This window comes from Streptomyces sp. I05A-00742, from assembly GCF_013055795.1.
In the GTDB taxonomy this organism is placed as follows: domain Bacteria; phylum Actinomycetota; class Actinomycetes; order Streptomycetales; family Streptomycetaceae; genus Streptomyces.
The window spans coordinates 148,334-174,234 of the sequence record NZ_JABETO010000002.1 but is presented as its reverse complement, the minus strand read 5'-3'; the positions used below and the strand labels follow the sequence as shown (position 1 = coordinate 174,234).

At 71.4% G+C, this 25,901-nt stretch carries 21 protein-coding genes; 11 read left to right on the top strand and 10 right to left on the bottom strand.

All coding sequences use genetic code 11. The annotated features are described in order from the left end of the window. Positions 1–187: 187 nt before the first annotated feature. From HN013_RS02755 to HN013_RS02740, 4 genes are read right to left on the bottom strand one after another with little or no spacing between them, the layout of a single operon-like run. Positions 188–1,435 carry a TIGR02679 family protein gene (locus tag HN013_RS02755; protein WP_171162531.1) on the bottom strand — a complete coding sequence of 416 codons (1,248 nt, stop codon included), beginning with the start codon at positions 1,433–1,435 and terminating at the stop codon, positions 188–190. Between the two features lie 48 nt (positions 1,436–1,483). Beyond that, positions 1,484–5,617: a TIGR02680 family protein gene (locus HN013_RS02750; RefSeq protein WP_171162530.1), complete on the bottom strand. Its 4,134-nt coding sequence runs from the start codon at positions 5,615–5,617 to the stop codon at positions 1,484–1,486. Beyond that, entirely contained in the window at positions 5,614–6,861 is a 1,248-nt protein-coding gene (locus HN013_RS02745) for a TIGR02678 family protein (protein ID WP_171162528.1), read from the bottom strand. The genes HN013_RS02750 and HN013_RS02745 overlap by 4 nt, the downstream gene beginning before the upstream one ends. Next, positions 6,858–8,450: a TIGR02677 family protein gene (locus HN013_RS02740; protein WP_171162526.1), complete on the bottom strand. Its 1,593-nt coding sequence runs from the start codon at positions 8,448–8,450 to the stop codon at positions 6,858–6,860. The genes HN013_RS02745 and HN013_RS02740 overlap by 4 nt, the downstream gene beginning before the upstream one ends. A 373-nt stretch (positions 8,451–8,823) precedes the next feature. Between HN013_RS02740 and HN013_RS02735 the strand changes: the two genes are divergently transcribed. Continuing rightward, on the top strand, positions 8,824–9,276 hold the full coding sequence (locus HN013_RS02735) for a hypothetical protein (protein ID WP_171162524.1): 453 nt from the start codon (positions 8,824–8,826) through the stop codon (positions 9,274–9,276). Position 9,277: 1 nt separating this feature from the next. After that, positions 9,278–11,455, top strand: a complete 2,178-nt coding sequence (locus HN013_RS02730; protein WP_312018477.1) for an NB-ARC domain-containing protein — start codon at positions 9,278–9,280, stop codon at positions 11,453–11,455. A 15-nt stretch (positions 11,456–11,470) separates the two neighbouring features. On the opposite strand, the gene HN013_RS02725 is transcribed toward HN013_RS02730, so the two are convergent. Then, entirely contained in the window at positions 11,471–13,153 is a 1,683-nt protein-coding gene (locus tag HN013_RS02725) for a hypothetical protein (protein WP_171162521.1), read from the bottom strand. A gap of 499 nt (positions 13,154–13,652) precedes the next feature. Between HN013_RS02725 and HN013_RS02720 the strand changes: the two genes are divergently transcribed. Together HN013_RS02720 and HN013_RS02715 are read left to right on the top strand one after the other, a co-directional pair. Continuing rightward, the gene (locus HN013_RS02720; protein WP_171162519.1) at positions 13,653–14,285 is read left to right on the top strand and encodes a DUF4956 domain-containing protein; all 633 of its coding nucleotides are present in this window, start codon (positions 13,653–13,655) and stop codon (positions 14,283–14,285) included. After that, positions 14,282–15,193: a polyphosphate polymerase domain-containing protein gene (locus HN013_RS02715; RefSeq protein WP_312018476.1), complete on the top strand. Its 912-nt coding sequence runs from the start codon at positions 14,282–14,284 to the stop codon at positions 15,191–15,193. The genes HN013_RS02720 and HN013_RS02715 overlap by 4 nt, the downstream gene beginning before the upstream one ends. Here HN013_RS02715 and HN013_RS02710 read toward each other — a convergent pair. Then, on the bottom strand, positions 15,121–15,540 hold the full coding sequence (locus HN013_RS02710) for a hypothetical protein (protein ID WP_171162517.1): 420 nt from the start codon (positions 15,538–15,540) through the stop codon (positions 15,121–15,123). The genes HN013_RS02715 and HN013_RS02710 overlap by 73 nt on opposite strands. 136 nt (positions 15,541–15,676) lie before the next feature. Here HN013_RS02710 and HN013_RS02705 point away from each other — a divergent pair, with 136 nt between their 5' ends. Then, a complete protein-coding gene (locus HN013_RS02705; RefSeq protein ID WP_171162516.1) occupies positions 15,677–17,773 on the top strand; it encodes an NB-ARC domain-containing protein in 2,097 nt (698 codons plus the stop codon). Here the strand turns inward: HN013_RS02705 and HN013_RS02700 are convergent. The 3 genes from HN013_RS02700 to HN013_RS02690 all read right to left on the bottom strand — a co-directional run bounded on the left by HN013_RS02700 (position 17,761) and on the right by HN013_RS02690 (position 21,750). After that, positions 17,761–19,395 carry a translation initiation factor 2 gene (locus HN013_RS02700; RefSeq protein WP_171162514.1) on the bottom strand — a complete coding sequence of 545 codons (1,635 nt, stop codon included), beginning with the start codon at positions 19,393–19,395 and terminating at the stop codon, positions 17,761–17,763. The genes HN013_RS02705 and HN013_RS02700 overlap by 13 nt on opposite strands. Positions 19,396–20,674: 1,279 nt before the next feature. Beyond that, positions 20,675–20,980, bottom strand: coding sequence for a hypothetical protein (locus HN013_RS02695; protein WP_171162512.1), 306 nt, complete (start codon positions 20,978–20,980; stop codon positions 20,675–20,677). A gap of 185 nt (positions 20,981–21,165) precedes the next feature. Continuing rightward, a complete protein-coding gene (locus HN013_RS02690; protein ID WP_312018475.1) occupies positions 21,166–21,750 on the bottom strand; it encodes an XRE family transcriptional regulator in 585 nt (194 codons plus the stop codon). Positions 21,751–21,796: 46 nt separating this feature from the next. Here HN013_RS02690 and HN013_RS02685 point away from each other — a divergent pair, with 46 nt between their 5' ends. The 6 genes from HN013_RS02685 (at position 21,797) to HN013_RS02660 (ending at position 25,629) form a co-directional block, all read left to right on the top strand. Then, a complete protein-coding gene (locus HN013_RS02685) occupies positions 21,797–22,501 on the top strand; it encodes an AzlC family ABC transporter permease (RefSeq protein WP_171162508.1) in 705 nt (234 codons plus the stop codon). Next, entirely contained in the window at positions 22,498–22,809 is a 312-nt protein-coding gene (locus tag HN013_RS02680; protein ID WP_398978100.1) for an AzlD domain-containing protein, read from the top strand. Before HN013_RS02685 ends, HN013_RS02680 begins: the two co-directional genes overlap by 4 nt. A 235-nt stretch (positions 22,810–23,044) precedes the next feature. Continuing rightward, complete coding sequence (locus tag HN013_RS02675; RefSeq protein ID WP_171162506.1) at positions 23,045–23,458, top strand: cell division protein SepF; 414 nt, start codon at positions 23,045–23,047, stop codon at positions 23,456–23,458. Positions 23,459–23,482: 24 nt separating this feature from the next. Further along, positions 23,483–24,667: an AAA family ATPase gene (locus HN013_RS02670; protein WP_171162504.1), complete on the top strand. Its 1,185-nt coding sequence runs from the start codon at positions 23,483–23,485 to the stop codon at positions 24,665–24,667. Then, positions 24,664–25,053, top strand: a complete 390-nt coding sequence (locus tag HN013_RS02665) for a nucleotide pyrophosphohydrolase (RefSeq protein WP_171162502.1) — start codon at positions 24,664–24,666, stop codon at positions 25,051–25,053. The genes HN013_RS02670 and HN013_RS02665 overlap by 4 nt, the downstream gene beginning before the upstream one ends. A 117-nt stretch (positions 25,054–25,170) precedes the next feature. Continuing rightward, positions 25,171–25,629, top strand: a complete 459-nt coding sequence (locus tag HN013_RS02660; RefSeq protein ID WP_171162500.1) for a DUF6099 family protein — start codon at positions 25,171–25,173, stop codon at positions 25,627–25,629. Positions 25,630–25,640: 11 nt separating this feature from the next. On the opposite strand, the gene HN013_RS02655 is transcribed toward HN013_RS02660, so the two are convergent. Beyond that, the gene (locus HN013_RS02655) at positions 25,641–25,844 is read right to left on the bottom strand and encodes a hypothetical protein (protein WP_212763872.1); all 204 of its coding nucleotides are present in this window, start codon (positions 25,842–25,844) and stop codon (positions 25,641–25,643) included. Positions 25,845–25,901: the final 57 nt, after the last annotated feature.

Below are 25,901 nucleotides of genomic sequence, written 5' to 3'. Positions count from 1 at the left end.
GTTGCTCATTTGACGCTTGTTCCGATGGGCTGTCAGGTGCCATTGGCGCTGCTCATGGCACCCGCGACAGCGATGCCCGGGTGGTCCGACGTCGATGTCGGTCCGCTGCTGATTCTCTGGACCTCCGGTGCGAGCGAGGCCAAGCCGTGATCGGCGGCCGATCTTGCCGAAGGACGCCATGGAGGCGTCAGGACGCGAGGTCGGTCAGGAGGTCGTCGAGGACGGTCTCCTCCTCGACGCGTACGCCGAGTTCGGTGAGGGTCGGGCGTAACTCAGGGTCCCAGGAGGCGTCGGCGGGTGTGCCGGTCAGGGGTGGGGCCAGGGGGTTGGTGGCGGCGGCCGTGCGGTAGTCGGAGGTGGTGTAGCGCCAGGGGTGCCAGGGGACGCGTTGCAACAAGGCGGTCGCGATGCGGAGGCCGCCCCAGTCGAAGTCGCCGTGGTAGAGCAGTTTTGCTCCGCGGGCGTGCAGGTGGCGCAGCAGGGTGAGGGCGGCGGCTGAGGGTTGGCCCTGGAGGCAGACCAGGGGCGGACAGGCGGGGCCGTGGGCGTCGGCCGCTGTCGCGAGCACGGTCGGGTTTTCGCAGACGTGCACCACCCGGGGCTCTGCGAGGGGCGGGGTGCGGGTGAGCTGGCGCAGGGTGAGTACGGCCGGTTCCCCTGTGCCGGCAGTCCAGTCGAGGGCGGGGGTGCCGCGCAGGCCCAGGGTGAGGACGGTGGAGGACAGGGCGTCCTTGAGCAGGCCCGTGGAGGCCCACGCCTCGCGGCGCCACTCGGCTCCGGTGCCGTCGGGGAAGCCGGTCAGGGCGCGGATGCCCGACAGGACGAGGGTGGCGAGCGGGGTGTTGTCATCGAGGGCGTGGGCATTGCCCAGGGTGCGGGCGGCGAAGGCCGGGAGGGAGACAGCCGGATCGGCGGGCAGGCCCCGCAGGACGGTGGCGGTGGAGGCGAGGAGGGCCCGGGCGGCGTCCGGGGTATGCGCGAGGCGGCGGAGGAGGCCGCTACGGCGTATCTGCGCGCTCCAGTCGGCCAGTTCGGGCCGCTCGACGCACAGGGCGGTGAGCGGCGCGTAGGCGTCCCGCCAGGCGTTCGCTTCCTGTTCGCGGGCGTCGCTGAGGAGGGTGACGGGCCCGGTGAGGGCGATGACGGCGACGGCCAGGCCGTCGGGGCTGACGCCGGAGCGGCGCAGGAGGGCGTCGACCTCGTCGAGCCGTACGCTCAGTGAGCGCCCGGTGCCCGGGGCACGGCCCAGTAGTCGCTCGGCGGCGGTCCGCTCGCCGTCGGTAGGGGCGGCCAGGGTGACCGGGCCGGTGAGGGGCTCGCCGCGTTCCATGCGGCGGCGCGCTCGGTTCACCAGCCAGGCACAGCCCGGATCGCCGAGGAGCCGGGTGAGGCGGTCGCGGTCGACGCGTACGGTGGAGGTGTCGAGTGTGCTCATGCGATGACCGTCACCATCGTCTCCTGCTCTCCTTCGTTCCCACAGGTTTCATTCCCACAGGGCGTCCTGCTCGGGGGCGGCGAACTCGGGCTCCGGTACCTCGGGGGAGTGCTCTGGTGCGGGGAGCATCGCCAGACGATGGTCAGGGTCGGCAACCCGTGCCCGCCGGGTGCCGTCCCACTCCCAGCGGGTCACCAGGACCGCGTCGATGTAGTCGACGCGGGAGAGCTGGGCGATGGCGATGCCGGGCACCTGCGGGTAGCAGGCCCATTCGCGTTCGCTGGTCATCATCACGTCCAGGTCGAAGGCGTGGAGCAGGCCCAGGCACTTGGCGCGGGAGTCGTCGTCGACGCCGGCGAAGGCTTCGTCCAGGGTGACCAGGCGCGGGGCGTGCGAGGCGGCGGTGGCGTAGTACGCGGAGGCCGCGGCGAACAGCGGTACCGAGACAGCCAGGACGCGTTCTCCGCCGGACGCGGGTCCGGTGGCCGGCACCCAGGTGCCGTGCTGGTGACGTTCGATGCCGAATTCGTGCCAGGAGCGGTAGTCGAGCGCCGTGGTGAGTACGTCGAGCCAGCTGCCGGTCGCGTCGTCGGCCTGCGCGCGGGCGATCTGGGCCTGAAGGAACTCGCCGACCGCCGTCCGTTCCTCCGTCGCCCAGGCGTCGGCGGACTGGCGCAGCCGTGCCCGCGCCTGCGCCAGTCCCGCCGGTGCCTTGCGGGAGGGCCGCCAGAGCAGGCGCAGCTTCATGCCGGTGGAAGTTGGCCGCTGCTCGAGTTCGGTGTTCATGGCGTGCACCTGGCGCTCGGCAGCGCCGATCAGTTCCTGCAAGGTGCCGGCGACCTCGGTCAGCAGATGGGTCTCCAGGATCTCGCGCTCGTGCGCCGACAGGATGCGGGTCAGCTCCTGGACCTCGGTGGCCAGGGCTTCGGCCAGCTCGGGGACGGCTCGTTCCCGGCCCTGGTAGACGAGGTCGACGACCATCCCGTCCTCGGTCATGTGAGCAGTGGCGCTGTGGCCGCCCCGGGAGAGGACGTCCTGGAGTTTCTTGTACTCCTCACTGAGCCGCTTCTGCACACGCTCCCAGGCGCCGTCCGAGTCGTCCGTGCCGGACAGTTCCGCTTCGATCGCGCGGGCGAGCGTGATCGCGGGGCTGGCCGCCCAGGGGCCACCATGCAGTGGCGGCACGGGCGTCTCGGGCAGGGCGACGGTCAGCAGGCCGGTGGCTGCGAACCGCTGGAGAGCGGTGATGGCCTCGCCGCGCGTGGTGGCCGCTTCGTGGACGTCCTTCTCCAGTTGCTCGATCCGGCCCTCGGCGCGACCGGTTCGACGGTCCGCGACGGAGTGGTCGTGACGAGCCTGCTTCTGGTCCCGCTCGCACGCGACGAGGGCGTCGGCCGTCTCGGCCAGACGACGCTCCAGCTCGGCGACGGCGGCTCCGACGGTGGAGCGCAGCGTGGTGTGGCGCTGGTCCGCGGCGGCGGCCAGGCGGGCCGCCTGAGCCATGCGCCGGTCCAGTTCGGCCACCCGTTCCCCGGTCCGGCCTGTTTCCGTCCGCTCGTCGGCGACGGCGCGTCGCGCTTCGGCACGCTCGCGCAGGGCGGGCCACAGAGCGGCGAGGGCAACTGTGTGATCGGCCAATGCCTGACGGACGGCCGTGAGGGCCGTCCGGTCGGCGGGCAGGTTCACGGCTTCGGCCGTCTCGGTCAGTTCGGTGGCCGTCTCGGTCTCCCGGCCGGCCGCCTCGGTGAGTTCGGCCGTGCGTTCCTCTTGGCGGGCGCGGGCCCGATGGGCGGCGTCCGCCGCCGCGGCGGCTACCGCGTGGGCGTGGCGCAGCGTGGCCTCGTCGGGGACGGCGGCCAGTTCGGCGTCAAGGACGCGGCGACGTTCGGTCACCGTGGCGCGTTCGGTTTCGAGGCGGGCCGTGCTGTCCGCGAGGGCATCCAGTTCGCCGCGCAGGGCGGTGATCCGGACGCGGCGGGCTTCCTCACGGGCGCCTTCGCCCACGTACACGGCGGTCTTCTTCGACCAGCTGCCGGTCAGCGCGCCGACGCGGAACCGGCCGTCCGCGGCCACCCAGGTGCCGGGGCCATCGGTGTCCCCGAGACCAATGGCCGCCAGGAGCGCGGACACCGCCTGTTCACCGACCTGAGTGGCCCGGGGATCTCCGTGGTCGACGGCGGGCCGCAGCATGCCGGCGAGCACGGGTCCGGTGGGCGCCGCGTCCGAAGACAGTGGGGACAGCAGCACGTCGTGCCCGGCCGGCTCCAAGATGGTGCCGTCGGGGCATACCCACGCGTCCAGGAGCCCCGCAGCCTCCAGCGCGGCTTCCAGCCCTGCCCGTTGGTCGGGGGTGACGTGGTCGTGGAAGTCGACCAGCCGCCACATGGGTGCTCCCGGGATCCGGTCGCGCAAGCCAGGGGCGCGGGTGTGGGGTGCCGCCGGGCCCCTCTGGCCTCCGTCCTCCAGCTCGGCCAGCTCCCGTTCGGCGGCGGTGCGCTGCTCGGTCAGCTCGGCCAGACGGCGGCCGAATGCGGCGGCCCGGTCGGCCAGATCCGCGGCCCGTGCGCGGTGGGCCGCCGCGGTCTGTTCCCGGGCGGGGCCGGGGCCGTGCAGGTGCGTAACCCAGTCCTGCAAAGCGTCCAGGAGCCCGGTCCGGTCGGCAAGATCCAGTTCCGCGCACTGGTCAAGGTGTTCGCGTACGGCGGAGACCAGCTCCAGCCCTGCCTCCTCGACGGACGTCTCCGCCTGAGCCTTGCGTTCGGCGGTGTGGGCGACCTCCGTCTGGACCTCGTCCAGGCGCCGGGTGGCGTCCCGCCGTTCGGCTGCGGCCTGTTCGGCTTCGGCGGCCAGCTTCTCCACGTGGTCGAGGGCGCGCCGCTTGCGAGCCACCGACTCCTCGGCCGCCCGGCGCAGTTCGGCCTCCGGCGCCGCGTCGTCGCCGAGCACGTCGTCCAGCCGGGCCGCCAGGGCCGTCTCACGTGCCTGGTCCCATGTGTTCCCGACGTGCTGCTCGGCTGCGGTCAGCCGTCCTTCGGCGTTCGCCAGGCGGCCCAGGGCGCGGGAGTGGGCCTGGGCCGCCTGCTCCCGGTCGCTCTCGGCACGGGTCCGCTCGTCGGCGGTGCGGCGCGCGTCGGCTGCCGCCTGCTCCAGTTCCCGGGCGCTGCGCATCTCCGGACCCGTGCGCAGCGCGGCGTCCTGGGCGGCCAGCCGCACGGCCGTCTCCTCCAGCTGAGTTATCCGCTCGGCGGCCTCGATCCGTTGCCGCTCGGCCTCCTCCCGTTCGGACCGTGCCCGGGACAGGTCGCGGTGCAGCTGTTCGTAGCGGGCGTGCTCGCTACGAGGCAGCCGGGCCCGCCTGCGGGTCGCCACACGAGCGTAGCGGCGGTAGTGGCCGAGGAAAGCCGATGCGGCCCGCTCGGCCTCACTGGCCGCCCGCAGCTCCTCCTTCTCGTCGTCCAGGGACCGGAACGCCTCGGCCACATCAGCGATCACCGCCTGGTCCATGGGCGACAGCGCCTCGGTCAGAGCGCGGGAGAGCGCCGCCTCGTTGGGCCGCTTGGACAGCTGAGGCTGGCGCAGCTGGATGAGCAGCTCCACCAGGGCTGCGTAGCGCCGCTCACCCAGCCCGAAAAGGGCCTCGTCGACCGCCCTGCGGTACGCCTTCGCCTGGTCGTAGACCATTCCGCGCCCAGCGACGGCTTCCGCCAAACGGTCCCGTGACAACGCTGTGCCGGTCGCGTCGAGCAGGCTCAGCTCCTCGCCGACGCGCTGTTCGGTGACCGCGTACCAGTGGCGGGCGATACCGCGGCCCGATACGGCCTTCAGGCCGCACAGCAGCGTTCGGAAGTGCGCCCGGCCCGAATCCTTCTCGCGGCGGCCGAACTCGATCCAGGTGTAGCCCAGCCGCTCGGGGTACGGGTGCCGGCCGCCGAGCAGCAGGTTCCACTCCATGCGCTTGCCCGGGTCGGCGTCGGGCTCCACACGCCGCGCCGACAGGTCGCCGTCCAGGAGGAAGGGAAGGGTGAGAGCGAGGACCTTGGACTTGCCGGTGCCGTTGTTCCCGCGCAGCAGCAAGCGGCCATCGCGGAACCGGAACTCCTCGGTGTCGTAGTGGAAGAGGTCGACCAGGCCGATGCGCAGCGGCCGCCACCGGCCGGGCGTGGGGTCGGGCAGGATGGTCACGGCTGCGGTGCCTTTCGCCGAGAGGTGCGGGAAACGCGGGAGGCGGGCGGCCCCGGTTGCGTCATGACTGGCTCACCGACCGCGTACCGCGCGAGCGCCGGCAACGCGGTGACGCCCCCTGCGGTATGAGTGACCAGGCCGAGCGCGGTCAGCCTCTCCAGCGCGTGGCCGACCAGCTCCGCTTCCGCGCCGGGCTGTTTGGCGCTCTTCGACCAGAAGGCACCGTGTTCGGCGGCCAGCTCCCGCACCCGGCGCTCCAGATCACCGCGGCTCACCTCGCCGCCTGTGGCCGCCAGGTGTTCGGCGAGCAGCAGGGTGATGTGCCCATGTGTGCCCTGCTCGGGCATCCGCACGTCGGTCAGATCGTCCAGCGGGTCGACCATGGCGATGCCCTCGGCACGCACCTCCGGGACCAGGCCGGTGAGTTCGGTGATACGAGCGGTGAGAAAGGCGCGCTGGCGGGTCAGGTAGGCGAGTTCCTCGTCGCTCAGTTCGTCGTAGTACAGCACCGGGTCGTCCAGCAGCCGCCGGGTCAGCGTCTGGCGGATGGCGCGGAAGCGGAGTTCGTCGCTGTCCAGCGCAGACTCGGCGGTCAGCTCGGCCAGCCGGGTCTCGAAGTCCACCGAGGTGATCGTCGACGGGCCGCGGCGGGCGGCCAGAAGCCCCGCCAGGATGCGGCGCTGCACGTCGTAGAGCACATCGCCGGTTCCCGTGACATACGCCTCCTCCTCGCCGGCCACCCGTCGCAACACCCCGTAGCGCAGGAGCAGCCGGACCACCGCCGCCAGGTCCAGGCGTTCGTCGCGGCGCTCCATGGTGAACTCCACCCCAGCGGCGCTCAAATGGGGGTCGGCGGCGTCCAGCACCACCTGCTCGGCCAGGCGGCCCAGAGCGATCTGTGCCTCGCCCCGCTCCAGCGCGGCCAGCGCGAGGCACAGCAGCACGTACCGGCGGCGTGTGAACGCGGCGCGGGCACGGGATGCCTCGCGCGCCGGATGCGTGGGGTCGGCCGGACTGCCGGGCGTCCGGGCCAGCCGGGCGGCCTCCGCGTCCACCCGCAGCGACCAGCCGGTGTTGCGCTCGAACCACTCGCGCAGCACAGCCGCGTACTGCCGCACCAGGCGGAGCTCGTCTGCGTACGGCCCCTGCGCCAGCAGCAGCGGTTCTTTCAGCAGTGCCCGGGCGGCCTTGTGCATCTCGGCCGTGCGCCGCCCGTCCAGCACCTCGCCCAGGGGTGTGGTCATCGCTCCTCCTGCACCGGCGCGTCATCCAGCCCTGACATCCCGGGCGACGCCAGGTCGGTGATCTCGACTAAGTGGTCGGGACCGCGGAAGACCCCGCCGGGTGTGCGGATCTCGGCCGTCGATCCGTCGGCGAGCGCCGTCAGCCGGATCTCCATCGAGCCGTCGTTGCTGGTCGCCACCGTGCTCGTCATGCCCGGTCGCCAAGTGGCCAGAGCGTCGCCGAGCAGCTGCAGAAACAGCCCGAACGCCATCGGGTCGAGCTCTCCGAGCCCGGACAGCCGAATGACGCCGTCCGTCGCGAGGCGGGCGCGGGCGGCGGCGATCTCCTGCGCCTGCTTGGCGGCGATCGCGGCGAGCTCCCGCCGCTGCTCGGACCGGTCCTGCACCCGGCGGGCCCTGCCACGACGTTCGTAGCTGCCAGTACGACGTAGCTGCGGGCTGATCCGCAGCGGCTCGGCCTCGGCCCATGGCGTGGACGGGGGGACTGGGCGGACCGCGCGCTCAGCGACGGTCTCGGCATCCACGGTGAGGTGACGTGCGGAATACAGACCGAAGGCAGCACGCCACAGCCGGTGCCGCGCCTCGTCGTCCGGTGCCTCGGCGAACCAGCGGGCCAGCGTGCGGAAGTCCGCGGACCGGTCCGAACGTCCGGCTCGCCTTTCGTTCAACTGGCGTACGACCGCCAGGAGCTGCGGAATCGCCCCGAGGGCCCGCCCGCGCAGCAGCCGGGCCTGCGACTCGCGGCCGTCCGTGGACACGAACCATGCCGAAAGCCCCGACCACTTGGACGCCCACCGCACGTACGCTTCTTCGGCGCTCTCCGCGTCCTCGGGCGCGGCGTCGGCGGCTTCCCGGGCTGCTGCCAACCGCAGCAGCACACGGGCCCGGCCGCCCTGCTCCAGCTCACCGATGAGCACCGCGATCCGCCCGCCCAGCGTGATCAGGTCCTGGATGAACCGCTCCAGGTACTGGATCAGCCGGTCCTTGTAGGCAAGGAACACCTCGATCTCCACGCCGTGCAGGTCGATGGTGCGCTGCAACGACCCCATGAAGGCCCGGGCGTTTTCCGCCAGAGCCTCGAACCGGTCCGTCAGTGCCGTCAGCGTCAGGTGCGCCTTGGCCGCGTCCGGCTCGCCATGCTCCTGCTCGGTGATGATTACCAGCAGGGACCGCAGGTGGGTGACGATGTCATGCAGCGCCACCGCCTGGAGGGCACCGCGCCGCCCCAGCGCCTCGTCGTACACCGACAATGCCTGCTCGGCAGCTTCCCCGGCCTGTGTGAGCTGGTAGATGAACCGCTTCCGGTAGAAGTCCTCGACCGCGGTGACCCGGGAGGTATCCGGGTCCGCTCGCAGATTGCCCCACTCCACAAGGCTGTCCAGCGCCTTCACCACCGCTTCCAAGTCTGGAGGCCGGTGCTCCGGTGGCAGCGCGGCATGCACGTCCTCGGGCCGCAGATGCACCGCGAAACGGTCTTTCGCCGTGAGGAACGCACGCATCACCCGACGGTAGAGGGCGGCGTTCGGCGCGGTCAGATGGGCGAACGGCGCGTACCCGCCGCCGCGCGGACCGGAAGGCTGTGACGTCATCGTCCCGGCATTCTCCCCGACGCGTATCCCGGGGCATATCCCGGGGCGGACTCCCGCTGATTGCGGCGCAGGCCGAGCCCGGATTCGTGATGGCAGGCCGCCCGATGCCCGCCGAACTGCCCGCGAAACGAGCCGGCGTCGTGTCCGGCAGGGAAGTCAGGAAACGCCGCCGAGCGGCGGCCCACTGTTTGGGCGGGTGGCAGGCACCAGGCCTGGCCTGGGGAGGATGGGAGGCACTGGAGCGTCTGCGGTCCGTAAGGGTGACTGGCGCGATCGACGGAGGCTGCCACGCCGATTGCCGACTACCCAAGTCCCCGTGATCTCCCTACGGTGGCTTCGGTGAGCTGGCCGGTCTGTGGTGCGAGGGGGATCGATGGAGGCCGAATTGGCGGCGCTGGCGGCGTCGGGGGCGACGACGTTGGTCGGGCTGATGGTGTCGGAGACCTGGTCGCAGGCGCGTGAGCGGGTGGTGCGGTTCTTTGCCCGGCGTGGGGCTGGTGGGGCAGTCGACGAGGAGCTGCGGTTGTCCGGGGAAGAGCTCGTGGTGGCTCGTGAGTCTGAGGACGAACTGGCCATGGCGGACATCGAGGCGGAGTGGCGGATGAAGCTGCGTCGTGCTCTACAGGCAGACCCTGGGGCTGCGGAGGAGCTTCGGTTGATGCTGGCGGAGCTTGCGCCGGGAGCGGGAAGTGACACGTCCGTCACCGTGCACAACAGTGTCAGTGGTGGTGTACAGAACGGGCCCGTGCTTCAGGGGCAGCAGTTCTCCAACCTCACGTTCCACAACTCGGGGCCCGTTCCGCCGGCACAGAGTGCGGGGCAGTGAGGTGACTGAGGGTTTCGGTGATCGGCGCGCGGATCCGTTCGTCAGGAACGAGCTGTCCGGGAGCGTCAACGGACCGAGCATTCAGGCGCAGCGCATTTATGGCGGCATCACGTTTAACGTGCAGGCGTCGTCCCCGTCCGGTCCCGAGGCCAGACCGGATCAAGTGCCCTCGCTGACGGTCAGGTTCATCAACCGCTCGGCGGATCTTGCATCGCTGGACGACTGTTTGAGTGAGAGTGGAAGCGGCTCGGGCAGAGTGGGTTATGGCGTGATCTCGGGGATGCCTGGAGTCGGTAAGACCGCTATGGCCTGCCGGTGGGCGGACCAGGCTCGGGAGCAGTTCCCGGACGGGCAGATCTACGTCGACTATGCGGCGCTGCGCAGCCGGGCGGGGGGTGATGTGTCAGAGGCGGTGGGCATGTGCCTGAGGGCCCTTGGGGTGGAGGATGCCTACATCCCGAAGTCCTTGGAAGAGCGGGCTTCGCTGTTCCGGTCGAGGACCGCGGGCCGGTGCATCTTGGTGCTTCTCGACGACGTCAACCAGCCCGCCCAGGTCAGACCCCTCGTACCCAAGGGGCCGGGGAGCGTCGTGCTGGTCACGAGCAACGGCAGGCTTTCCGAACTGGCCTTGGACGGGGCTCGTCCGGTTCACCTGGCCCCACTGGATGTGAACAGCGGCCTGCGGTTGCTGGCCGACCGGTGCGGCGAAGCGGCCGTGGCCTCCGAGCGGCAGGCGGCCGAGCGACTCGTGGGGTTCTGCGGGGGCCTGCCGAAGGCCCTGCAGCTGGTGGCAGCACGCCTCCTGACCGCGGGCGACGTGACGATGAGTGAGCTCGCTGAGGAGCTGGCTGACGAAACCCGCCGCCTGCAAGGGCTGTCGCTGGGAGGGGACCACTCCGTGTCCGCCGTACTCGAAGTGAGCTACCGCGATCTGCCACCAGGCGCTGCCCAGTTGTACCGCATCCTGGGATGGTTTCCCGGTCGCGTCTTCGATGCCGGGACGGTCGCCTGCGCCGCGGACATCGACGTGCCGACGGCCAAGGTTCTGCTGGGCACCCTGGTGAAGTCGCACCTCCTCGATATGACGGAGGATCGTCGCTACCGCTTCCACGACCTTGTGCGCCTGCACGCCCGGGAGTGCGCCGAGCGGCAGGAGCCGCGGTCCGTGCGGCGCGAAGTGGTGGAGCGCGTGGCCACCCACTATCTCGTTCTCACTGCATTCGCCGACCGTGCCGTACGGGAGGACCGGTTGCGGATTGCGAACCTGACCGACCTCCTTCACGACGCCCCGGACCCCTTCTCGGCCAAAGAGGGGCCGGCCCCTCTGGAGTGGCTGGACACTGAGCGCGCCACGATCCTCGCCGTACTACGGGAGGCATCACGACTGGCTCTGCACAAACATGTGTGGCAGCTGGCGGAGGCCTTCACCGTGCTGTTCCTGCACCGCCGCTACTTGGGGGAGTGGAAGGAGTCCCTGGAGCTGGGCGCGAGGGCTGCGGCCGAGGCCATGGTGCCGGCGGCGGAGGCACGGATGCGCAGCCTGTTGTCGCGTCCGCTCATGGACCTCGGGCAGTACGACCAGGCGCGCACGGAGCTCGAGACAGCCGTCGCGTGTGCGGAGGTCTCTGCTCACACAGCACTGGGCGCCTCCGTCCACGAGTTCTTCGGGCGCTACTGGGACCGCTTCGACGCCGACCACGCCGTACAGGCGTACCGGCGGTCGGTCGAGCTCAATGTCATGGCCGAGGAGTGGCGCGGGGTGGCCATCGCCACGTACTTCCTGGGCTGCGCGCAGGACGCTGCCGGCCACCATCACAAGGCGCTGGCCACTCTGCGCAGCGCCCACCAGGGACTCGTGGACCGCCGTGACAGGCGTATGGCCGCCAGGGCCATGATTGCCATCGGTACCGTCCACGAGCACCTCGGCGACATGGACACGGCGAGGCGTGTACTGAGTGACGCTGTCCGGGAACTTGAGGCGGTGCAGGCGAGCCACTACGAGGCGCAGGCCCGGCTCCGGCTCGCGGACATCATCGAGCGGACGGGCGGCGCCCAGGACGCCGTACGCGAACACCTGACGCGGGCCCGTGAGATCTACCAGGCAGGCGGCAGCCCGGAAGCCGAGAAGCTGTCGGAACGCCTTGACCGCATGGAGGTATCGGACGACGGTACGGGCTGACGGGGCAGTCTCGTCTCAGGGCCAGGAGCCGGTCGGTGGCAGAGGCCGCAGGCGCAGCGTGACGTCTTCCTCACGCACGTCACCGATGCGCAACGTCATGAAAGCATCGTCGAGTGGGAGCCCGGCACGCAGACAGCTGTAGACCAAGGCCGCAGGCAGCCCCGGGGCGATGACCGGACCGGTGACTGTCGCCTCCACGATCCGCCCGTCACGTGTGCCCATCAGGAAGCCGCCTGTGCTCAGCGCCACGGCAACGACGCGGCTGCCGGGGAAACGGCTCAGTGCGTCCTGGATCCAGACAAGGGCGCTGATGGTGGTGGGAGCAAAGCGTCGCCGCACCAGTACCGAGGCGCTCTCAGTGAGACGGTGGTCACGTTCCTCCTCGTCGCAAGCAAGATGCAGATACGTATCAGCTGCCTCCTCGCGGTTGCCGGAAACGGCCGCAGGGTGACGCCGTACCGTGACCAAGGGGTGTCCGGCTGCGGACGAGGTGACGGCGGTCGTCACCATCCATGAGGTAACGGTCGTGCCCGGCGGGTCGGGCTGGGGCAGCGACAGCAGGGGCGGTGGACCGGAGGCGGGCTCCGTCAGCTTCAGCAGGCGGTACAGAGTCGTACGGAGCCGAGCGAGAGCCTGTCCCGGTTCCGCGAAGGCGAGCTCGGAGATCGCGGCGTATCGCTCGGGAGTGTGGTCCTGCACTGCGGCCTCGATTTGCCGGCGCAGGTTGCCTTGCGGATCGAGGCGGGGCGCGGATCGCCCCAGGTGGGCGACCGCTGTGCCGGATACCGCGTCACTGCCGAAAGCCGCGAGCAGTGTTGGTTTGCCGAGCGCGGCGCCCATGAGCGTCACCGACCCATGGTCCCCTACGACGACGGACCCCGCGACGAGCGCGGACCGCCAGGCGTGGATCGTCGGCATCAGCAGCAGCCCGGCCTCCAGCGCCGCAGCCTGCAGGGTACGGATCTGCCAGGACCCGTGTGAGGACCACACATTGGGATGGATGATCGCAGCTACCCGGTACTCGTCATAGGGCAGCGAGGCCAGCAGCTCGGCAGGCAACTGCGGGTGCCGGCCGAGCAACGACGTCGGGCCCCAGGTGGAGCTGACCACGACAAGACGCCGGCCATCGGCAACACCCAGGGCGCGCCGGTAGGCGGAGGCTTGAGGGAGACTGATGGCCAGCTCGTCGAAGCACGGGTCCCCGATCAACAGTGTGCGGCCCGAGGTCTTCGGATGGGTGACGAGTAGCTGCTCTTCCTGATCAGGGTGCGATACGGCCAGCCATGCCCGCCCGGACTCGAGCAGCGAGTCCGGTACGACGCCGGACAACCGGGACCGTGGGGTCCGGGAATCCGGCACGAGCTTTTGGAAGCCGATGCCGTGCGGGAGTACAAGGACCGGGCAGTCGCCTTGAGGAACCTCGATGTTCTCGCTGGCGGACAGGATGAGGTCAGCTGCGATGCTCCCCAGCTGTGACCAGGGCATGATCCGGCAGCCGGCGTCACGGAGCAGATCGAGAACTCCGTCGTTGAAGGCGGACGTGGGGTCGTAGGCGAACACGACGGTGACCCGGTTGTCATCCCGTAGGAGTGCCGGCAGACATTCCAGAACCCGGGCGGTCGAGGTGACCGTGCGCGCTGCCACGACCAGCGTCTTCTCGCCGTGGAACGTGCTCCACCGATGCGCGTCGTCGCCCACGGGAACACGAAGATGAGTGCCGCCCCTACCGTCCACGGCCGCTCCGGACGACTAGCCGAGGCCTCTCGGCGGCCAGGTGCGACTCAGCCGGTTCGCGGTTCGCGGTTCGCGGTTCGCGGTTCGCGGTTCGCGGTTCGCGGTTCGCGGTTCGCGGTTCGCGGTTCGCGGTCATGGTTGCGTATAGCAATTCAAGCGGCGGGGCAACCCTTCTGAGGATCGGACTGATCAGGAGAGGGGACCTACGATACCGGGGCGGGTGGCCCGCCTCGTCCGGCCCGTGCCCCGCTTCACGGCGTGGAGGAGATGCTGGACGGCTTGGCGATCATGCTTCAAGCCGGAGCCCGGTGTCTACAGCGGGGGCCATCACTTCACCGCGTGCCTGCCCCCGGCCCTTGCGTTGCGAAGCGCTGTGGAGAGACGTTTCTCCACAGGCCCGACGCGTTCAGTCGCGATCCGGCTACTCTCTGTGTTCCACTCGACGCACAGGGGGAGTCACGTCATGGACGCTCTGCGGCACATCGCCGCCTACACGGCACTCGACCTCATCGCCGTCTGCTTGCTGACCCTCGCCATCTACTATCCGCGCCATCGCCGCCGCGATCTCGTGCCGGCCTATCTGGCGCTGAACGCCGGGCTGTTCACCGTCGTCGTTGCTCTCGCCGAGGCCGGCGGCAGCGGTGGGGCGACGCTGGGCTTCGGTCTGTTCGGGGTGCTGTCCATCGTCCGGCTGCGGTCCGACGCGGTGCAGCACGAGGAGGTCGCGTACTACTTCACGACGCTCGTCCTCGGACTGGTCTGCGGTCTCCCGCAGTTGGCGCTCCCCGCCAAGGCCGGTCTGAGCGGGATCCTGCTGCTGGTCGTATGGGCAGCAGACAGTCCCCGCCTCCTGGCCCGGTCCCGCCGGGCCGTCGTCACCCTCGACACCGTGCACGGATGCCCCGCCGCACTGCGCACCGATCTTGCCCTGCGGCTGGGGGAGCCGCTCAACTGGACGGTGAGGGAAGTGGACTTCGTGCGCGACCTGATGGTTGTGGACGTGCGCTACCGCGAGCCCCGGCCGGGCGGGGGATCCGGTCCGGCCGCCGTCTCCGAGCAGGTCCGTCGCAGGGTCCCGGCCGGGGAGCCGGTGTGAGCACGCCGACCGCCACCGAAGTCATCGCCGACGCGGTCGATGGTGCCGCACCGATCTCCCTGGCCGAGGTCAACGAACGCTCGGAGTTGCTGGTCCGCTTCGACCGCAGCTACCTCGTCCCCGCGGACACCTTCCTGCGCATCGCGGAGTGCCTCACCGACCCCCGACGTCCCGGCGGTCCGTTCCGTGCGCTGGCCATCGGCGGACGGCGCGTCTTCCGCTACCACTCCGTCTACTACGACACCCCCGGTTTGCGCTCCTTCCACGACCACCGGCAGGGGCGCAGAGCCCGCTTCAAGATCCGCGAGCGGGTGTACAAGGACTCCGGAGAGCGGCAGTTCGAGATCAAGGTGAAGGGAGGGCGGGGGAGTACGGCCAAACACCGCCGCCTCCTGTCCGGTTCGGAGGCACCGACGGACGCCGGCTCCCGGACGTTTCTCGCGGAGACCCTGCGGTGCGCCTACGGGATCGCCGCACCGGACGCGCTGAGCCCCTCCCTCAGTACCGACTACCTGCGCGCGACGCTGGTCGGCGACGGTGAGCGCATCACCTGCGACGCGGGACTGTCCTGCGCCGATCTGGGTACGGGGCGCATGGTGCGCTGCGACGCCGATCTCGTGCTGGTCGAGACGAAGACGGCCGGACACCTCAGCGACGTCGACCGGATGCTGCACTCCTGCGGACTGCGGCCGGCTGTCTTCACCAAATACTGCGGGGCCCTGGCGACCCTGCGCCCGCTCCTACCTGCCAACCGCTGGCGCCGTGCCGCACGCCGCGTGTTCGGCTCCGACGACTCAGTGAGCTCCCTCGACTCCGACGGTCGGGCCGGGCGGCCCTACGGCCCCGCCGGCGGCGTGGTGAACGAGATTCCCGAGAAGTCCCGCCCTTGCACGACAGGCGCGTTGTAGGTGCCGCCGCCGATGTTGTTGTGGACGTTGCCGCCGGTTCCCACCGACTGGGCGCGCTGCCACCATTCCTCCAGGAAACCGCGGAACTCGGCGTCCAGGGCGGCGCGGACGCTGAGTGCCGTGACGAGGGCCTGGGCTCGGGCCGGGTCGGTGGGGGCGTTCTGGAGGGCGGTGAGTTCGGGGAGGCCGGTGCTGATGTGGGGCAGGGGGTCCGAACCGGGGGTGTCGTCGTCGCGGCGGAAGGGACGGCGGACCAGGGTGGCCAGGCCCTGCCAGGCCTGGCGGCCGGCTTCTCCGCCGGCGCCTCCGACGAGGGCCGCGAGAACGCTTACGGAGATCGGATCCATGGACGCGCTCCCTGGGTTGTCTGTGGTGGGTGCACATAGTAGGGCGTCGGTGTGGTCCTTCGCAGGGGCTTCGGGGCGACAGAAGAACATAGCTGTTCGCCCGTCAAACCCACGTGATCGGCGTAGGGTTTGGCGCGTGGCCGAGGACACGTACAACAGCTTGGGCGGGGAGCCGCAGGTAGGGGCGGTCTACCAGGCCCGGGACATCGGTGAGGTGCACCATCACGTGCATGTCGCGGCCGGTTCCCCTCCATCGACTCCGTATCAGCTCCCGCCCGCCCTCGCTCACTTCGAGGACCGGCGATCCGAACAGGAACGCATCCTGCGGGCCGTGAGCGGTCAGGCGGACCGCGGTGGCCCCTTGGTCGTCGCGTTGACGGGGATCGGTGGGGTCGGCAAGACAGCGCTGGGGTTCCACGTCGCACGCCGGATCAGTGACCGGTTTCCGGACGGGGTGCTGTACGTCGACCTGGACGACCTGCGCCGGGACGGAGTGGTCGAGGTCGCGGACGCGGTCGGTGAACTGCTGACCGGGCTGGGGGTCTCTCCGGAGTGGCTGGAACGGTCGCTCGGCGGGCGTTCGAAGCAGTACTGGACGCGTACGCGGGGCAAGCGGCTGCTTGTGGTGGTCGACAACGCCCGGTTCGGTGCCGAGGTCCTGCCGCTGCTTCCGTCGTCGGCGGAGAGCCTGGCGATCGTGACCAGTCAGGGGCAGTTGTACGACCTCGACGGAGTGGCCACGGTGGAGGTGCCGATGAGCCCGCTGGCCGTCGACGACGCCGTGCGGCTGCTGCGGCACATGGTGGACGACCCGCGGTTGGGGGAGGAACCGGACGCCCTGGTGGAGCTCGCCCGGGGCTGTGGCGGGCTGCCGGCGGCGCTCCGCGTGGCCGGTCAGTGGATCCGCAGGCACCGGCGGCGCAGTCTGACCCGTCTGGTCGCCGAGCTCACGGCGGAGCTGCACGAGAGGGGGATTCCGATGGTGGAGGCGGTGTGGGACGCGGCGTACGCCGGGCTCGGGCCGGAGGCCGCGCGGCTGTACCGCCTGTTGCCGGAGTTCCCCGCCCCCGTGGTCACCGCTCCGGCCGCCGCCGTCCTCCTGGCCGGCGGTCCGCAGCCGGCCGAGGACGCGCTGGAGGAACTGGAGGCGGCAGGTCTCCTGGAGAACCGGCCGGAAGGCCACCGGATCCACGATCTGCTGCGCGGACACGCCGAGCGCCGCTCCCGCGAGGCGGATCCCTCCGGGACGAAACGGCGGGAGGCTCGCCGTCGGCTGATCCGCTGGTACCGGCGTCAGGCCATCCGGGCCGATCTCCTCGCGGCCGGTCCGCGCATGACGTTCGCGGCGCCCGGTCCGCCCGTCCCCGACGTCCCGGACGTCGAGTTCGGCGGCAAGGCGGAGGCGTTGCGGTGGATGGAGTCCCAGCGGCTCGCCCTGTACGGCTGTGTCCGGCTCGCCTCCGAATCCGGCCTGTACGAGGACGTGTGGGCCCTGTGCGAGCCGCTGTGGACGCATTTCCTCGACCACCAGCACTACGCGGACGTCACGGACGCCTTCCGCCGGGGAGTGACGGCCGCCGAGCACATGGAACACCTGCCGGCGTTGATCCGGATGCGCTGCCAACTGGCCAGGCCCCTGTGGGAACAGGAGCGGTACGAGGAAGCGGCGGAGCAACTGCGGCACGCGGTGAGCGCCGCCGGGACCCTGGGGGATTCGGAGAAGGAACGGAAGCTCAAGGCCTCGGTGGTGGAGTTCCGGGGCAAGCTGAAGTCCGTCCGAGGCGACTGGGCATCCGCCGTGGTGGATTTCGAGAGCGCCCGGCAGGAGCATGCGGCGATCGGGAACGCGTACGGCGTGCTGCTCCAGACCTACCTCCTCGGGTGCGCCGCCCTCGGCATGGGCGAGCACGGACGGGCGGTCGACCTGCTGACGGACGCGCACCGTATGGCCCGTGAGCAGAGCCGGGAGCGGATGACCGCACGCACCGGCTTCGAACTCGGGCGTGCGCTGCGCCGTGTCGGGCGGGCGGCGGAGGCGGCCGCGCTGGTCCGGTCCGCCCTGGACGGAGCCAGGAAGCGGGGCTCTACCGCTGACGAGGTGCGCGTCCTGGAGGAGCTCGCAGTTCTCGCCGACGAGACGGGGGAGGGCGCGGAGGCGGAAGAGCATCGGACGGCGGCTCGGCTGCTGGTCGAACGTTCGGGTGGCCTGTCGGGCGCGGGTCAGAGCTCGTAGTCGAGGTCGGACCGGTCCGCCGGCGTCAGGACGGCCCGGACGGAGAGCGGGCCGACGTCGCACACGAGCGTGACCGGGACCGTGCGTTCGGAGGCCGTGGCCAGCCAGGCGTGGACCGCCGAGATCACGGCCGCCGGATCAACCCGGAGCACGCGCCCGCCCGTCCTGCGCGGCTCGATGCCGACACTGAACAGTCCGGCGGAGCGGTGCCTCACCAGACACCGCTCCGGTGTGAGGATCGCGGCCGCCGTCCGGCAGCCAGGGGCCTCGTCGAGGATCTTCGCCGTCCAGCCGCCGGCCGTCCACGTGCTCGTGTGCGGTGTACGGGGAACGGGCCGGGAACGGCGCCACAGCACCGCCGCGCTCTGCGTCTCCCGCGGTCCGGCGTCCGGGTACTCGGCCGCCACGTGGTGCGCCGCCACGGACGAGGCGACGGGGAAACGCTCGATGCCGATCCGGGTCGCGCTGACCCGGGCCCGTACCGCGTGGGCCCTGGGCCGGCCGGTCGCCGCGGTCGGCGTGCTCGGGCAGGGAAGCGGGGGTGGCTGCACCGGCGCTGTCCTGGGCGGTAGTTCCAGCAGCCGGTACAGCTCGTCGCGGAGCCGCGACAGTGACTCGCCCGGCAGGTCGAAGGCCGCGTCGGCGCACTTGCGGACATCCTGGGCCACTGCCGCCCGCAGGGCCTCCGCCAGACCGGCGGGTCCGGCCAGCCGCGGTGCCTGCTCCAGCAGGGTGGCCATCGGACTCCCGGGTATCAGCTCGCTGCCACCGTCGTAGGCACCGACGACGGGCCGGCCCAGGGCGGCGGCGTAGAGGGCGGTGGAGCCGTGGTCGGTGACGACGGCGTCGCAGGCGACCAGGAGAGTCGCCCATTCCTCATGCGGCCGGGCCAGGATCACCCCCGCGCGCAACGCGGGCGCGAGGTGCCGGGAGAGGTCGTACGCACCGATGCGGCTGTGCTCGTTGGGGTGCAGGACGAGCGCCAGTTGGTACGCGTCGTGGGGGAGGACACCCGCGAGTTCGGCGGGCAGCTCCGGCCGCCGCGCCAGCAGTGATTCGGACCCCCAGGTGGAGGTGAGCACGACGAGCCGGCGTTCGCCCGTGCCCAGGGCGGCACGGTATTCGTCCCGGTGGGCGAGCGACACGAGTACGCGGTCCAGCGTCGGATCGCCCACGACCGTGGCCCTGGCCGCCGCCGGTGGGCAGAGTTCGGCGAGGCGGTCGAGCTGGTCGCCGTGGGCGAGGGCGTGGAGGGTTGCCCAGGGCGTGCCGTCGACGAGCAGGTAGTGGGGGTCGAGGCCGGACGGCAGATGGGGCGAACCTTCTTGCGGAATCGCCTTGTTGAACCCGGCGCCGTGGGGGAGCAGTACCTGTGGGCCGGGCAGGACCCGTATCGCGCCTTTGGGGCTCGCCGTCAGGATCAGGTCATGCGCCTGGCTGCGTGCGGTGTTCCAGCTGATGAACCGGGCGCCGGAGCGGTCGAGAGCCGAGAGGGCGTCCACGTCGAAGTCGGAGCCCGGGACGAGTGTGAAGCGGCTGACGATTCGTTCGTCGCCCTCGAAGACCGGCAGGACGTCGAGGAGTCGGTGCAGGGCGCCGGCCGAACGAACGGCAAAAAGCACACTCGCTGCCTGCTGCCTGCTGCCTGCTGCCTGCTGCCTGCTGCCTGCTGCCTGCTGCCTGCTGCCTGCTGCCTGCTGCCTGCTGCCCGCTGCCCGCTGCCCGCTGCCCGCTGCCCGCTGCCCGCTGCCCGCTGCCCGCTGCCCGCTGCCCGCTGCCCGCTGCCCGCTGCCCGCTGCCCGCTGCCCGCTGCCCGCTGCCCGCTGCCCGCTGCCCGCTGCCCGCTGCCCGCTGCCCGCTGCCCGCTGCCCGCTGCCCGCTGCCCGCTGCCCGCTGCCCGCTGCCCGCTGCCCGCTGCCCGCTGCCCGCTGCCCGCTGCCCGCTGCCCGCTGCCCGCTGCCCGCTGCCCGCTGCCCGCTGCCCGCTGCCCGCTGCCCGCTGCCCGCTGCCCGCTGCCCGCTGCCCGCTGCCCGCTGCCCGCTGCCCGCTGCCCGCTGCCCGCTGCCCGCTGCCCGCTGCCCGCTGCCCGCTGCCCGCTGCCCGCTGCCCGCTGCCCGCTGCCCGCTGCCCGCTGCCCGCTGCCCGCTGCCCGCTGCCCGCTGCCCGCTGCCCGCTGCCCGCTGCCCGCTGCCCGCTGCCCGCTGCCCGCTGCCCGCTGCCCGCTTGCCAAAGTTGATCATCGTACCGGGCGCCCCGAACAGATACAAACCGCCCAAACCGGTCTGAGTGAATGCTTCAGGAGCCCGTTGCGCATGACCGCGATCGTACTGCGGCGTGTGTCGGCTGCCTCCGGTGCGCTCGCTCCAGCAGGGGGCAGGCCACCTCAGTGAGGCATTGAGATCGCCTCACGCCCCCTCCGGCGCCCGGCACGGGAAACACCCGCGCCGAGCGCCGGAGCGCTAGCGGTCCGGAGTGAGGAAACGGTTCCCTCAACTCGTGGAGCGCGACGGCTCTCCCCTGGGTGGACCACATGGCGGGGAGCCGGATGTGGTGGACGGGACTGGTGAGGTGCGGCCCTTGCGGAGGAACGGCAGGAAGCGGGCGAACGGTCGTGCTGGACGGCGATCCCGGCGACCGGCCTCCGGTGGTGCGAGGGAGGTCGGTTCGTGATCCAGGGGATGCGAGTCCGCTGTGTTCTGCGGGGCGCATGGGTCGGTGAGGGCTTTTGAGGAGGGTGAGTTGAAACCAGGGGAAGGGGGACGGAGTTGATCGCGGTACGCCTGGGCGCGCAGGTAGGCGCTCACGGCCCGCGCGGGGTCGAGGGGCATCACGTCTCTGCTCTCTTGCCTGCGGTCGGAGGGACGCTGCGGCGCCGCCGTTCGGCGGGCGGCGCGGGTCACCTCAGCAGCGCAGGACGGCGTTCCGCGCGTGATGCGTCCGCAGTGCGGACGGGAGACCACGGGGAGCGGCAGAGGGGTTCGGGGCGGAGGAGGGCGTCGCGGAGCCGTCCTGCTGGGTGCCGCATCGGCGTTGTGTGCCCGTGATCACGCTCTCCGGAGGGACGGCGTCCGCCGCGCGGTCGTCGGAGAGGCGGAACTCCGTGGAGATGGAGCTCTCCTCCCGGGCCGGGTCGGCGGCGGCCATCGCCGGGTCACCCCCCGACACCATCAGCAGCAGGGAGATCAGCACGACCGACACAGTCCGCATCACGGACTGTGTACGCGTCTGACCCCACCGAGGCATATGCGCATAGTAATCGAGCAGCTACTCTACGCGCATTCCCTCTATTGGGTGAGAGGGCCCTTCATCAGGAGATGACATGCTGTCAGTGGCTTTATAGGGATACAGCTCTGGTTGACGACGGCGTGGACGGTCGCCTCACGCTCCCGCGGTCACTTGTGTTCCATGGCCATCACGATGATCGTCCCCGCCTCCAGGGCCCGGCAGATGTGCGGCACGTCGCCCGGATAGGCGATGTAGTCGCCGGGGCCGAGTTCGGCGGGCTCGTCGCTGGGGCCGATCAGGGCGCGCCCCGAAGCGATCACCACATGCTCCGTGGTGCCCGGCATATGGGGTTCGGAGGTGCGTGGGGTGCCCGGTTCCACTTGGAGCAGGTACAGGTCCCGGCGGGCGTGCGGCGGACAGGAGGCGAGGAGGCTTGCCGTGTAGTCGGCGTGCTCCGACGGGACGGTGGCGCCCTCGCCGAGGCGGAGCACCGTCACTTGGGGGCGGGGTGGGTCGACGAGCCTGCTGAACGGGACGTCCAGGGCGACGCCGAGCGCCCACAGCGTCTCCACGCTCGGGTTGCCCGTCCCGGACTCCAGTTGGGAGAGCGTGGACTTCGCGATGCCGGCCCGCTTGGCGAGTTCCGACAGCGAGAGGTCCATGCGGTCCCGCTCGCGGCGGATCGAGGCCGCGATGCGGGCGAGAGGGGGGCGGGCGGCGTCGCGAGCCCCCTGTTCGTTGTGTCGGACCACTTGTTCTCCTTGACGAACGACGGCGACGGTGTTCATTCTAGCGACCATGCGTTCGTTCTGGAGAACACTCGACCGCGCTGTACTGCGCGACATAGGCGCGGTGGGCGCTGCGATGGGGGTGGTGGGGGCCTCCTTCGGCGCCATCGCTGTCTCCGCCGGGCAGCCCGCGTGGGTGCCGCTGACCATGTCCCTCGCGGTCTTCGCCGGGGGCGCCCAGTTCGCCACGCTCGACATCGTGCTCGGCGGTGGAGGAACCGTCGCGGCCGTGATCGCCGGGCTGGTGCTCAACGCGCGCCTGCTGGTCTACGGACTGACCGTCGCCGACGTCCTGTCCGTCCGCTGGCCAGCCCGGCTGCTGGGCAGCCACGTCCTGGTCGACCAGGCGGTCGCGTTCGCCGGCGCCGAGCGGGAACTCGAGCGGCGCCGGGCCGCCTACCTCGTCTGCGGTGTCGTGCTGTTCGTCACGTGGAACGCGGGCACCCTCCTCGGCGTCCTGGCCGGCCGGGCGGTGGGTGACGCGCGGGCCCTGGGGCTCGACGCCGCCGAACCCATGGTGCTTCTGGCCCTGGTGCTGCCCGCGCTGCGCGACTCCGGAGCCCGCCGGGCCGCACTGCTGGGGGCCGCGGTGGCGCTGGCCGCCGCGCCCTTCCTGCCGAGCGGGCTGCCGGTGCTGCTGGCGCTCGTGGGTCTGCCGGCGGCCCTGCGTACGAGGTCGGGCGCGGCTGTTCCGCAGGCGGGTGAGCGCGGATGATGACCCTTCAGGCCGTGTTCATGCTGGCCGTCGGCACGTATCTGCTGCGCGTCTGCGGCCCGCTCGTCCACAGTCGGTTCGAGCTGTCGGGCCGGGTCCGCGCTGCGCTGTCGACCTCCGCGACCGTGCTGCTCTGCGCCATGGCGGCCGTCTCGGCACTGACCGTGGGGCACGGTTTCGCGGGCTGGTCCCGCCCGGCGGGAGTCCTCGTCGGCGCCGTGCTGGCGCTCCGGAAGGTGTCGTTCCTGGTCGTGGTGGTGGCGGCCGCGGCGACCACCGCGTTGCTCCGGATGGCCGGTGTGAGCTGAGAGGTGCAGAACGACTTCCGTTCGCCGAAAGGCCAAAGTGGCCATCGTGAAATGGGAGCCGCGGAGTTCCCCTCGTGAGTAGAGAGGCGCCAGTCAGCCTCCTGTCCGCCCAGGACATGTCCCGTCAAGTCGTGCGATAGGGGCGCCGCGCGTGTCATTGGGCCGAATGGGGGCGCCCGTCTCCCTAGAATCGCCGGATGTACATAACCAGCGCGTTCCCCGGAGGGGTGATCCGGTGAACAGGTCAGAGGCCACCGACGAGCAGTGGGAGGGGCTGGCCGAGGTCGTGCCGTTGCGCGGTCATCACACCTGGCCGTCCTGGTCCAACCACCGGTCGCTCCCCGAGGAGGAGCCGGAGACGGAACCGAACCAGCGGAGGCTCGTGGTCCTCCGGGTGCAGATCTTCGCGGACGCCCGCGAGGTCGCGGAGCACTTGATCAACGGGACGCCCGTGCTGCTGGACCTCACCAGCGCGGACACCGATGTCGCCAAGCGCATCCTCGACTTCTCCAGCGGCGTCGTCTTCGGGCTCGGCAGCGGCATGCACCGCGTCGACACCAATGTCTTCCTGCTCGCGCCCGAAGGCACCGAGGTCGCCACGACGTACTCCGATCGTAGGAAGAACGACAGGCTGAAACGGTTTGGCTGACCGGACGCACCATACGGTCCGGGCATGGAAGCAAGCAGTGCCCGAACGGCCGCCGCGCCCCGGCCCCGACGCCCCGCCGTCGTCCGCCCCTTCGTCACCGAACTGCGGCTCTCCGCCTTCAAGTCGCACCGCAACGCCACCTTCGCGCTGGGGCCGCTGACCCTGTTCCGGGGCGCCAGCGGAAGCGGCAAGTCGAGCGTGCTCCAGGCGTACGAGGTGCTGGCCCGGCTCGCCGGGGGTGACGGTCTGGACGAGGCCCTCGCCCCGGTGGCGGGCGGCGCCCCGGCCTGCGTCCCGCACCGGGCCCGGCCGGACGCGCAGGGGCGGCGCGGGTTCCGGATCGGCTGCACGGTCGAGGGGCCCGTCGGGCCGGTCGCCCTGGACCTGGCGGTGCAGGCCGAACCCGACGTGCGGGTGGTCGGCGAGCGGTTGACGGGAGCCGGCCGGACGCTGTTGTCGACGGCGCTGCGCGACCCGGGGCTGCCGACCGTCGAGGCGGCGTGGCACACGGCCGGGGCGGTCCCGGTGACCCGGGCTCCCCTGCCGGGCGACCGGCTGGGAACCGCGCTGCTGCCGTTGCGGGTGGCGGGCAAGACGGCCGGACAGCGGCTGGTGCTTGACGCCGCGGAGCAGGTCGTCGTCGCGCTGCGCTCGGTGTTCCCCTGCGATCCGCGGCCCGAGTTGATGCGGGCACCGGTCGCGGCGCGGGACGGACGGCTGCGGAGCGCCTGTGACAACGTTGCCGCCGTACTGGGCCGCACCGGCAGTGAGTGCGTCATCCGGCACGCGGCCCTGGTCTCCGCGGCGGACGCCGGCTGTCGCGGGCCGGTCGAGGGCGTGGGGGTGCAGGGGCTGGACGGCGGTTTCGTCCGGGCCGTCCTGGCGCGGGGCGCGGGAGCGGCGACTCCGCTGGAACGGCTCGGGGACGGGGAGTTGCGGTATCTGGCGCTGTGCCTGGTCCTGCTCACGGGCCCGGGCGTGCTCGCGGTGGACCTTGCCGCCGAGGTGCTGCCCGCGCTCCAGACGCTGACCGTGCTCGCGGACGGGTTCGACCGGTGTCTCGATCCGGTCCAGGCGCGGGAGTTGCTGGGGCTGGCGGCGCGCATGTGCGAGAGGGGGCACATCAGGCTGGTGGGCACGGTGCGAGGGGAAGCGGCCGAGGTGGCGGCAGAGGTGCCGGGCGCCTCGATGGTAGATCTGGGGGCATGACGGAGCACAACGGAGCACCCGGGGATCTTGAGGTTCTGCAACGGCGGCTGGCGGCCTTCGCCGCCGCCCGCGACTGGCAGCCCTTCCACACGCCCAAGAACCTGGCGGCGGCGCTGAGCGTCGAGGCGGCCGAGCTGATGGAGATCTTCCAGTGGCTGACGCCCGAGGAGTCGACGCGCGTGATGGCCGACGCGGCGACGGCGGAACGGGTGAAGGACGAGGTCGCGGACGTGCTGGCCTATCTGCTCCAGTTCTGCGAGGTGTTGGGGGTCGATGTGCTGGAGGCGCTGTCCGCCAAGATCGAAAGGAACGAGCGGCGGTTTCCGGTAGCGGGGGAGCGGGCTGCCGGGAGTCAGGGTTCCTCTGCTCGTCACTCTCCGGAGTGATTGTGTTGTCCACAGCGCATTTGGTATCCACAGATTTCTGAATTCCCCTGGCTTTTCCGGCGGTTAGCCATCACTCTGAGTAGTGAGAGCGCACAGGCGGAAACTGGGGGACCGGCAATGGACGCACTGCGGTTGATCGAGGCCACCCGGGTCGCCCTGGCCGAGGCGAGGACGATGCAGGACATCGTCGCCGAGGCATGGCAGACCCAAGCTCTGGCCCAGGCTGTCGGAGGGCACCTCGCGGCCCACGGGCCCTTCGAGGTCCGGGCGGCGGCGTGCGGGCTGAGCGAAGCGGGCGGCCGGGCCTCCGGCGCGCTGCGGCAGGTCGCCCTGCGCGCCGGAGGCTTACGGGCGGCGCGGCTCTCGGTGGTCCGTGACCCGTGGGGGACGCTGACGGAGCTCGCCGCGCTCCTCGGGGACGTGGGTATCGCTCTGGTCGGAGTGGCCTGCGCCTGCGAGGAGGACGGCCTCTACTGGCAGTGCATCGAGGCGATCGACGCGGCCGACGAGACCGGGGACCGGGTGGGCGGGCTGTTGAGACGGATCGCCCTGCGGGAGAGAGGGGGTGCCGCGTGAAGCGCGAGCGGTCAGCCGTCGGCCTCGGTCTCGGCTTCGTGGGTGGGCGCCGGCCTTTCGGCGGAGGACTGGAGATCGGCGTCGAGCTGCGACAGATCGGCGTTCAGCGCTGCCATCAGCTCCTCCATCTGTTGCAGCAGGCCCTTGGGCGCGTTCTGCTGCGGGGAAGCGGCCTGGTTGGGCACCGCCTCGGTGGGCACGGCTTCCTGGTGCATGTGGCCTCCTCGGCCCTGGGCTCCTCCGAGGCGGAGGAGCGGCGTTGCGGTCGTCGC

Coding starts and splice junctions, on each gene's coding strand:
- HN013_RS02755 (WP_171162531.1), bottom strand. CDS start 1,435: ATGAGCACACTCGACACCTCCACCGTACGCGTCGACCGCGACCGCCTC.
- HN013_RS02745 (WP_171162528.1), bottom strand. CDS start 6,861: ATGACCACACCCCTGGGCGAGGTGCTGGACGGGCGGCGCACGGCCGAG.
- HN013_RS02740 (WP_171162526.1), bottom strand. CDS start 8,450: ATGACGTCACAGCCTTCCGGTCCGCGCGGCGGCGGGTACGCGCCGTTC.
- HN013_RS02735 (WP_171162524.1), top strand. CDS start 8,824: ATGGAGGCCGAATTGGCGGCGCTGGCGGCGTCGGGGGCGACGACGTTG.
- HN013_RS02720 (WP_171162519.1), top strand. CDS start 13,653: ATGGACGCTCTGCGGCACATCGCCGCCTACACGGCACTCGACCTCATC.
- HN013_RS02710 (WP_171162517.1), bottom strand. CDS start 15,540: ATGGATCCGATCTCCGTAAGCGTTCTCGCGGCCCTCGTCGGAGGCGCC.
- HN013_RS02695 (WP_171162512.1), bottom strand. CDS start 20,980: ATGCGGACTGTGTCGGTCGTGCTGATCTCCCTGCTGCTGATGGTGTCG.
- HN013_RS02685 (WP_171162508.1), top strand. CDS start 21,797: ATGCGTTCGTTCTGGAGAACACTCGACCGCGCTGTACTGCGCGACATA.
- HN013_RS02680 (WP_398978100.1), top strand. CDS start 22,498: ATGATGACCCTTCAGGCCGTGTTCATGCTGGCCGTCGGCACGTATCTG.
- HN013_RS02670 (WP_171162504.1), top strand. CDS start 23,483: ATGGAAGCAAGCAGTGCCCGAACGGCCGCCGCGCCCCGGCCCCGACGC.
- HN013_RS02665 (WP_171162502.1), top strand. CDS start 24,664: ATGACGGAGCACAACGGAGCACCCGGGGATCTTGAGGTTCTGCAACGG.
- HN013_RS02660 (WP_171162500.1), top strand. CDS start 25,171: ATGGACGCACTGCGGTTGATCGAGGCCACCCGGGTCGCCCTGGCCGAG.
- HN013_RS02655 (WP_212763872.1), bottom strand. CDS start 25,844: ATGCACCAGGAAGCCGTGCCCACCGAGGCGGTGCCCAACCAGGCCGCT.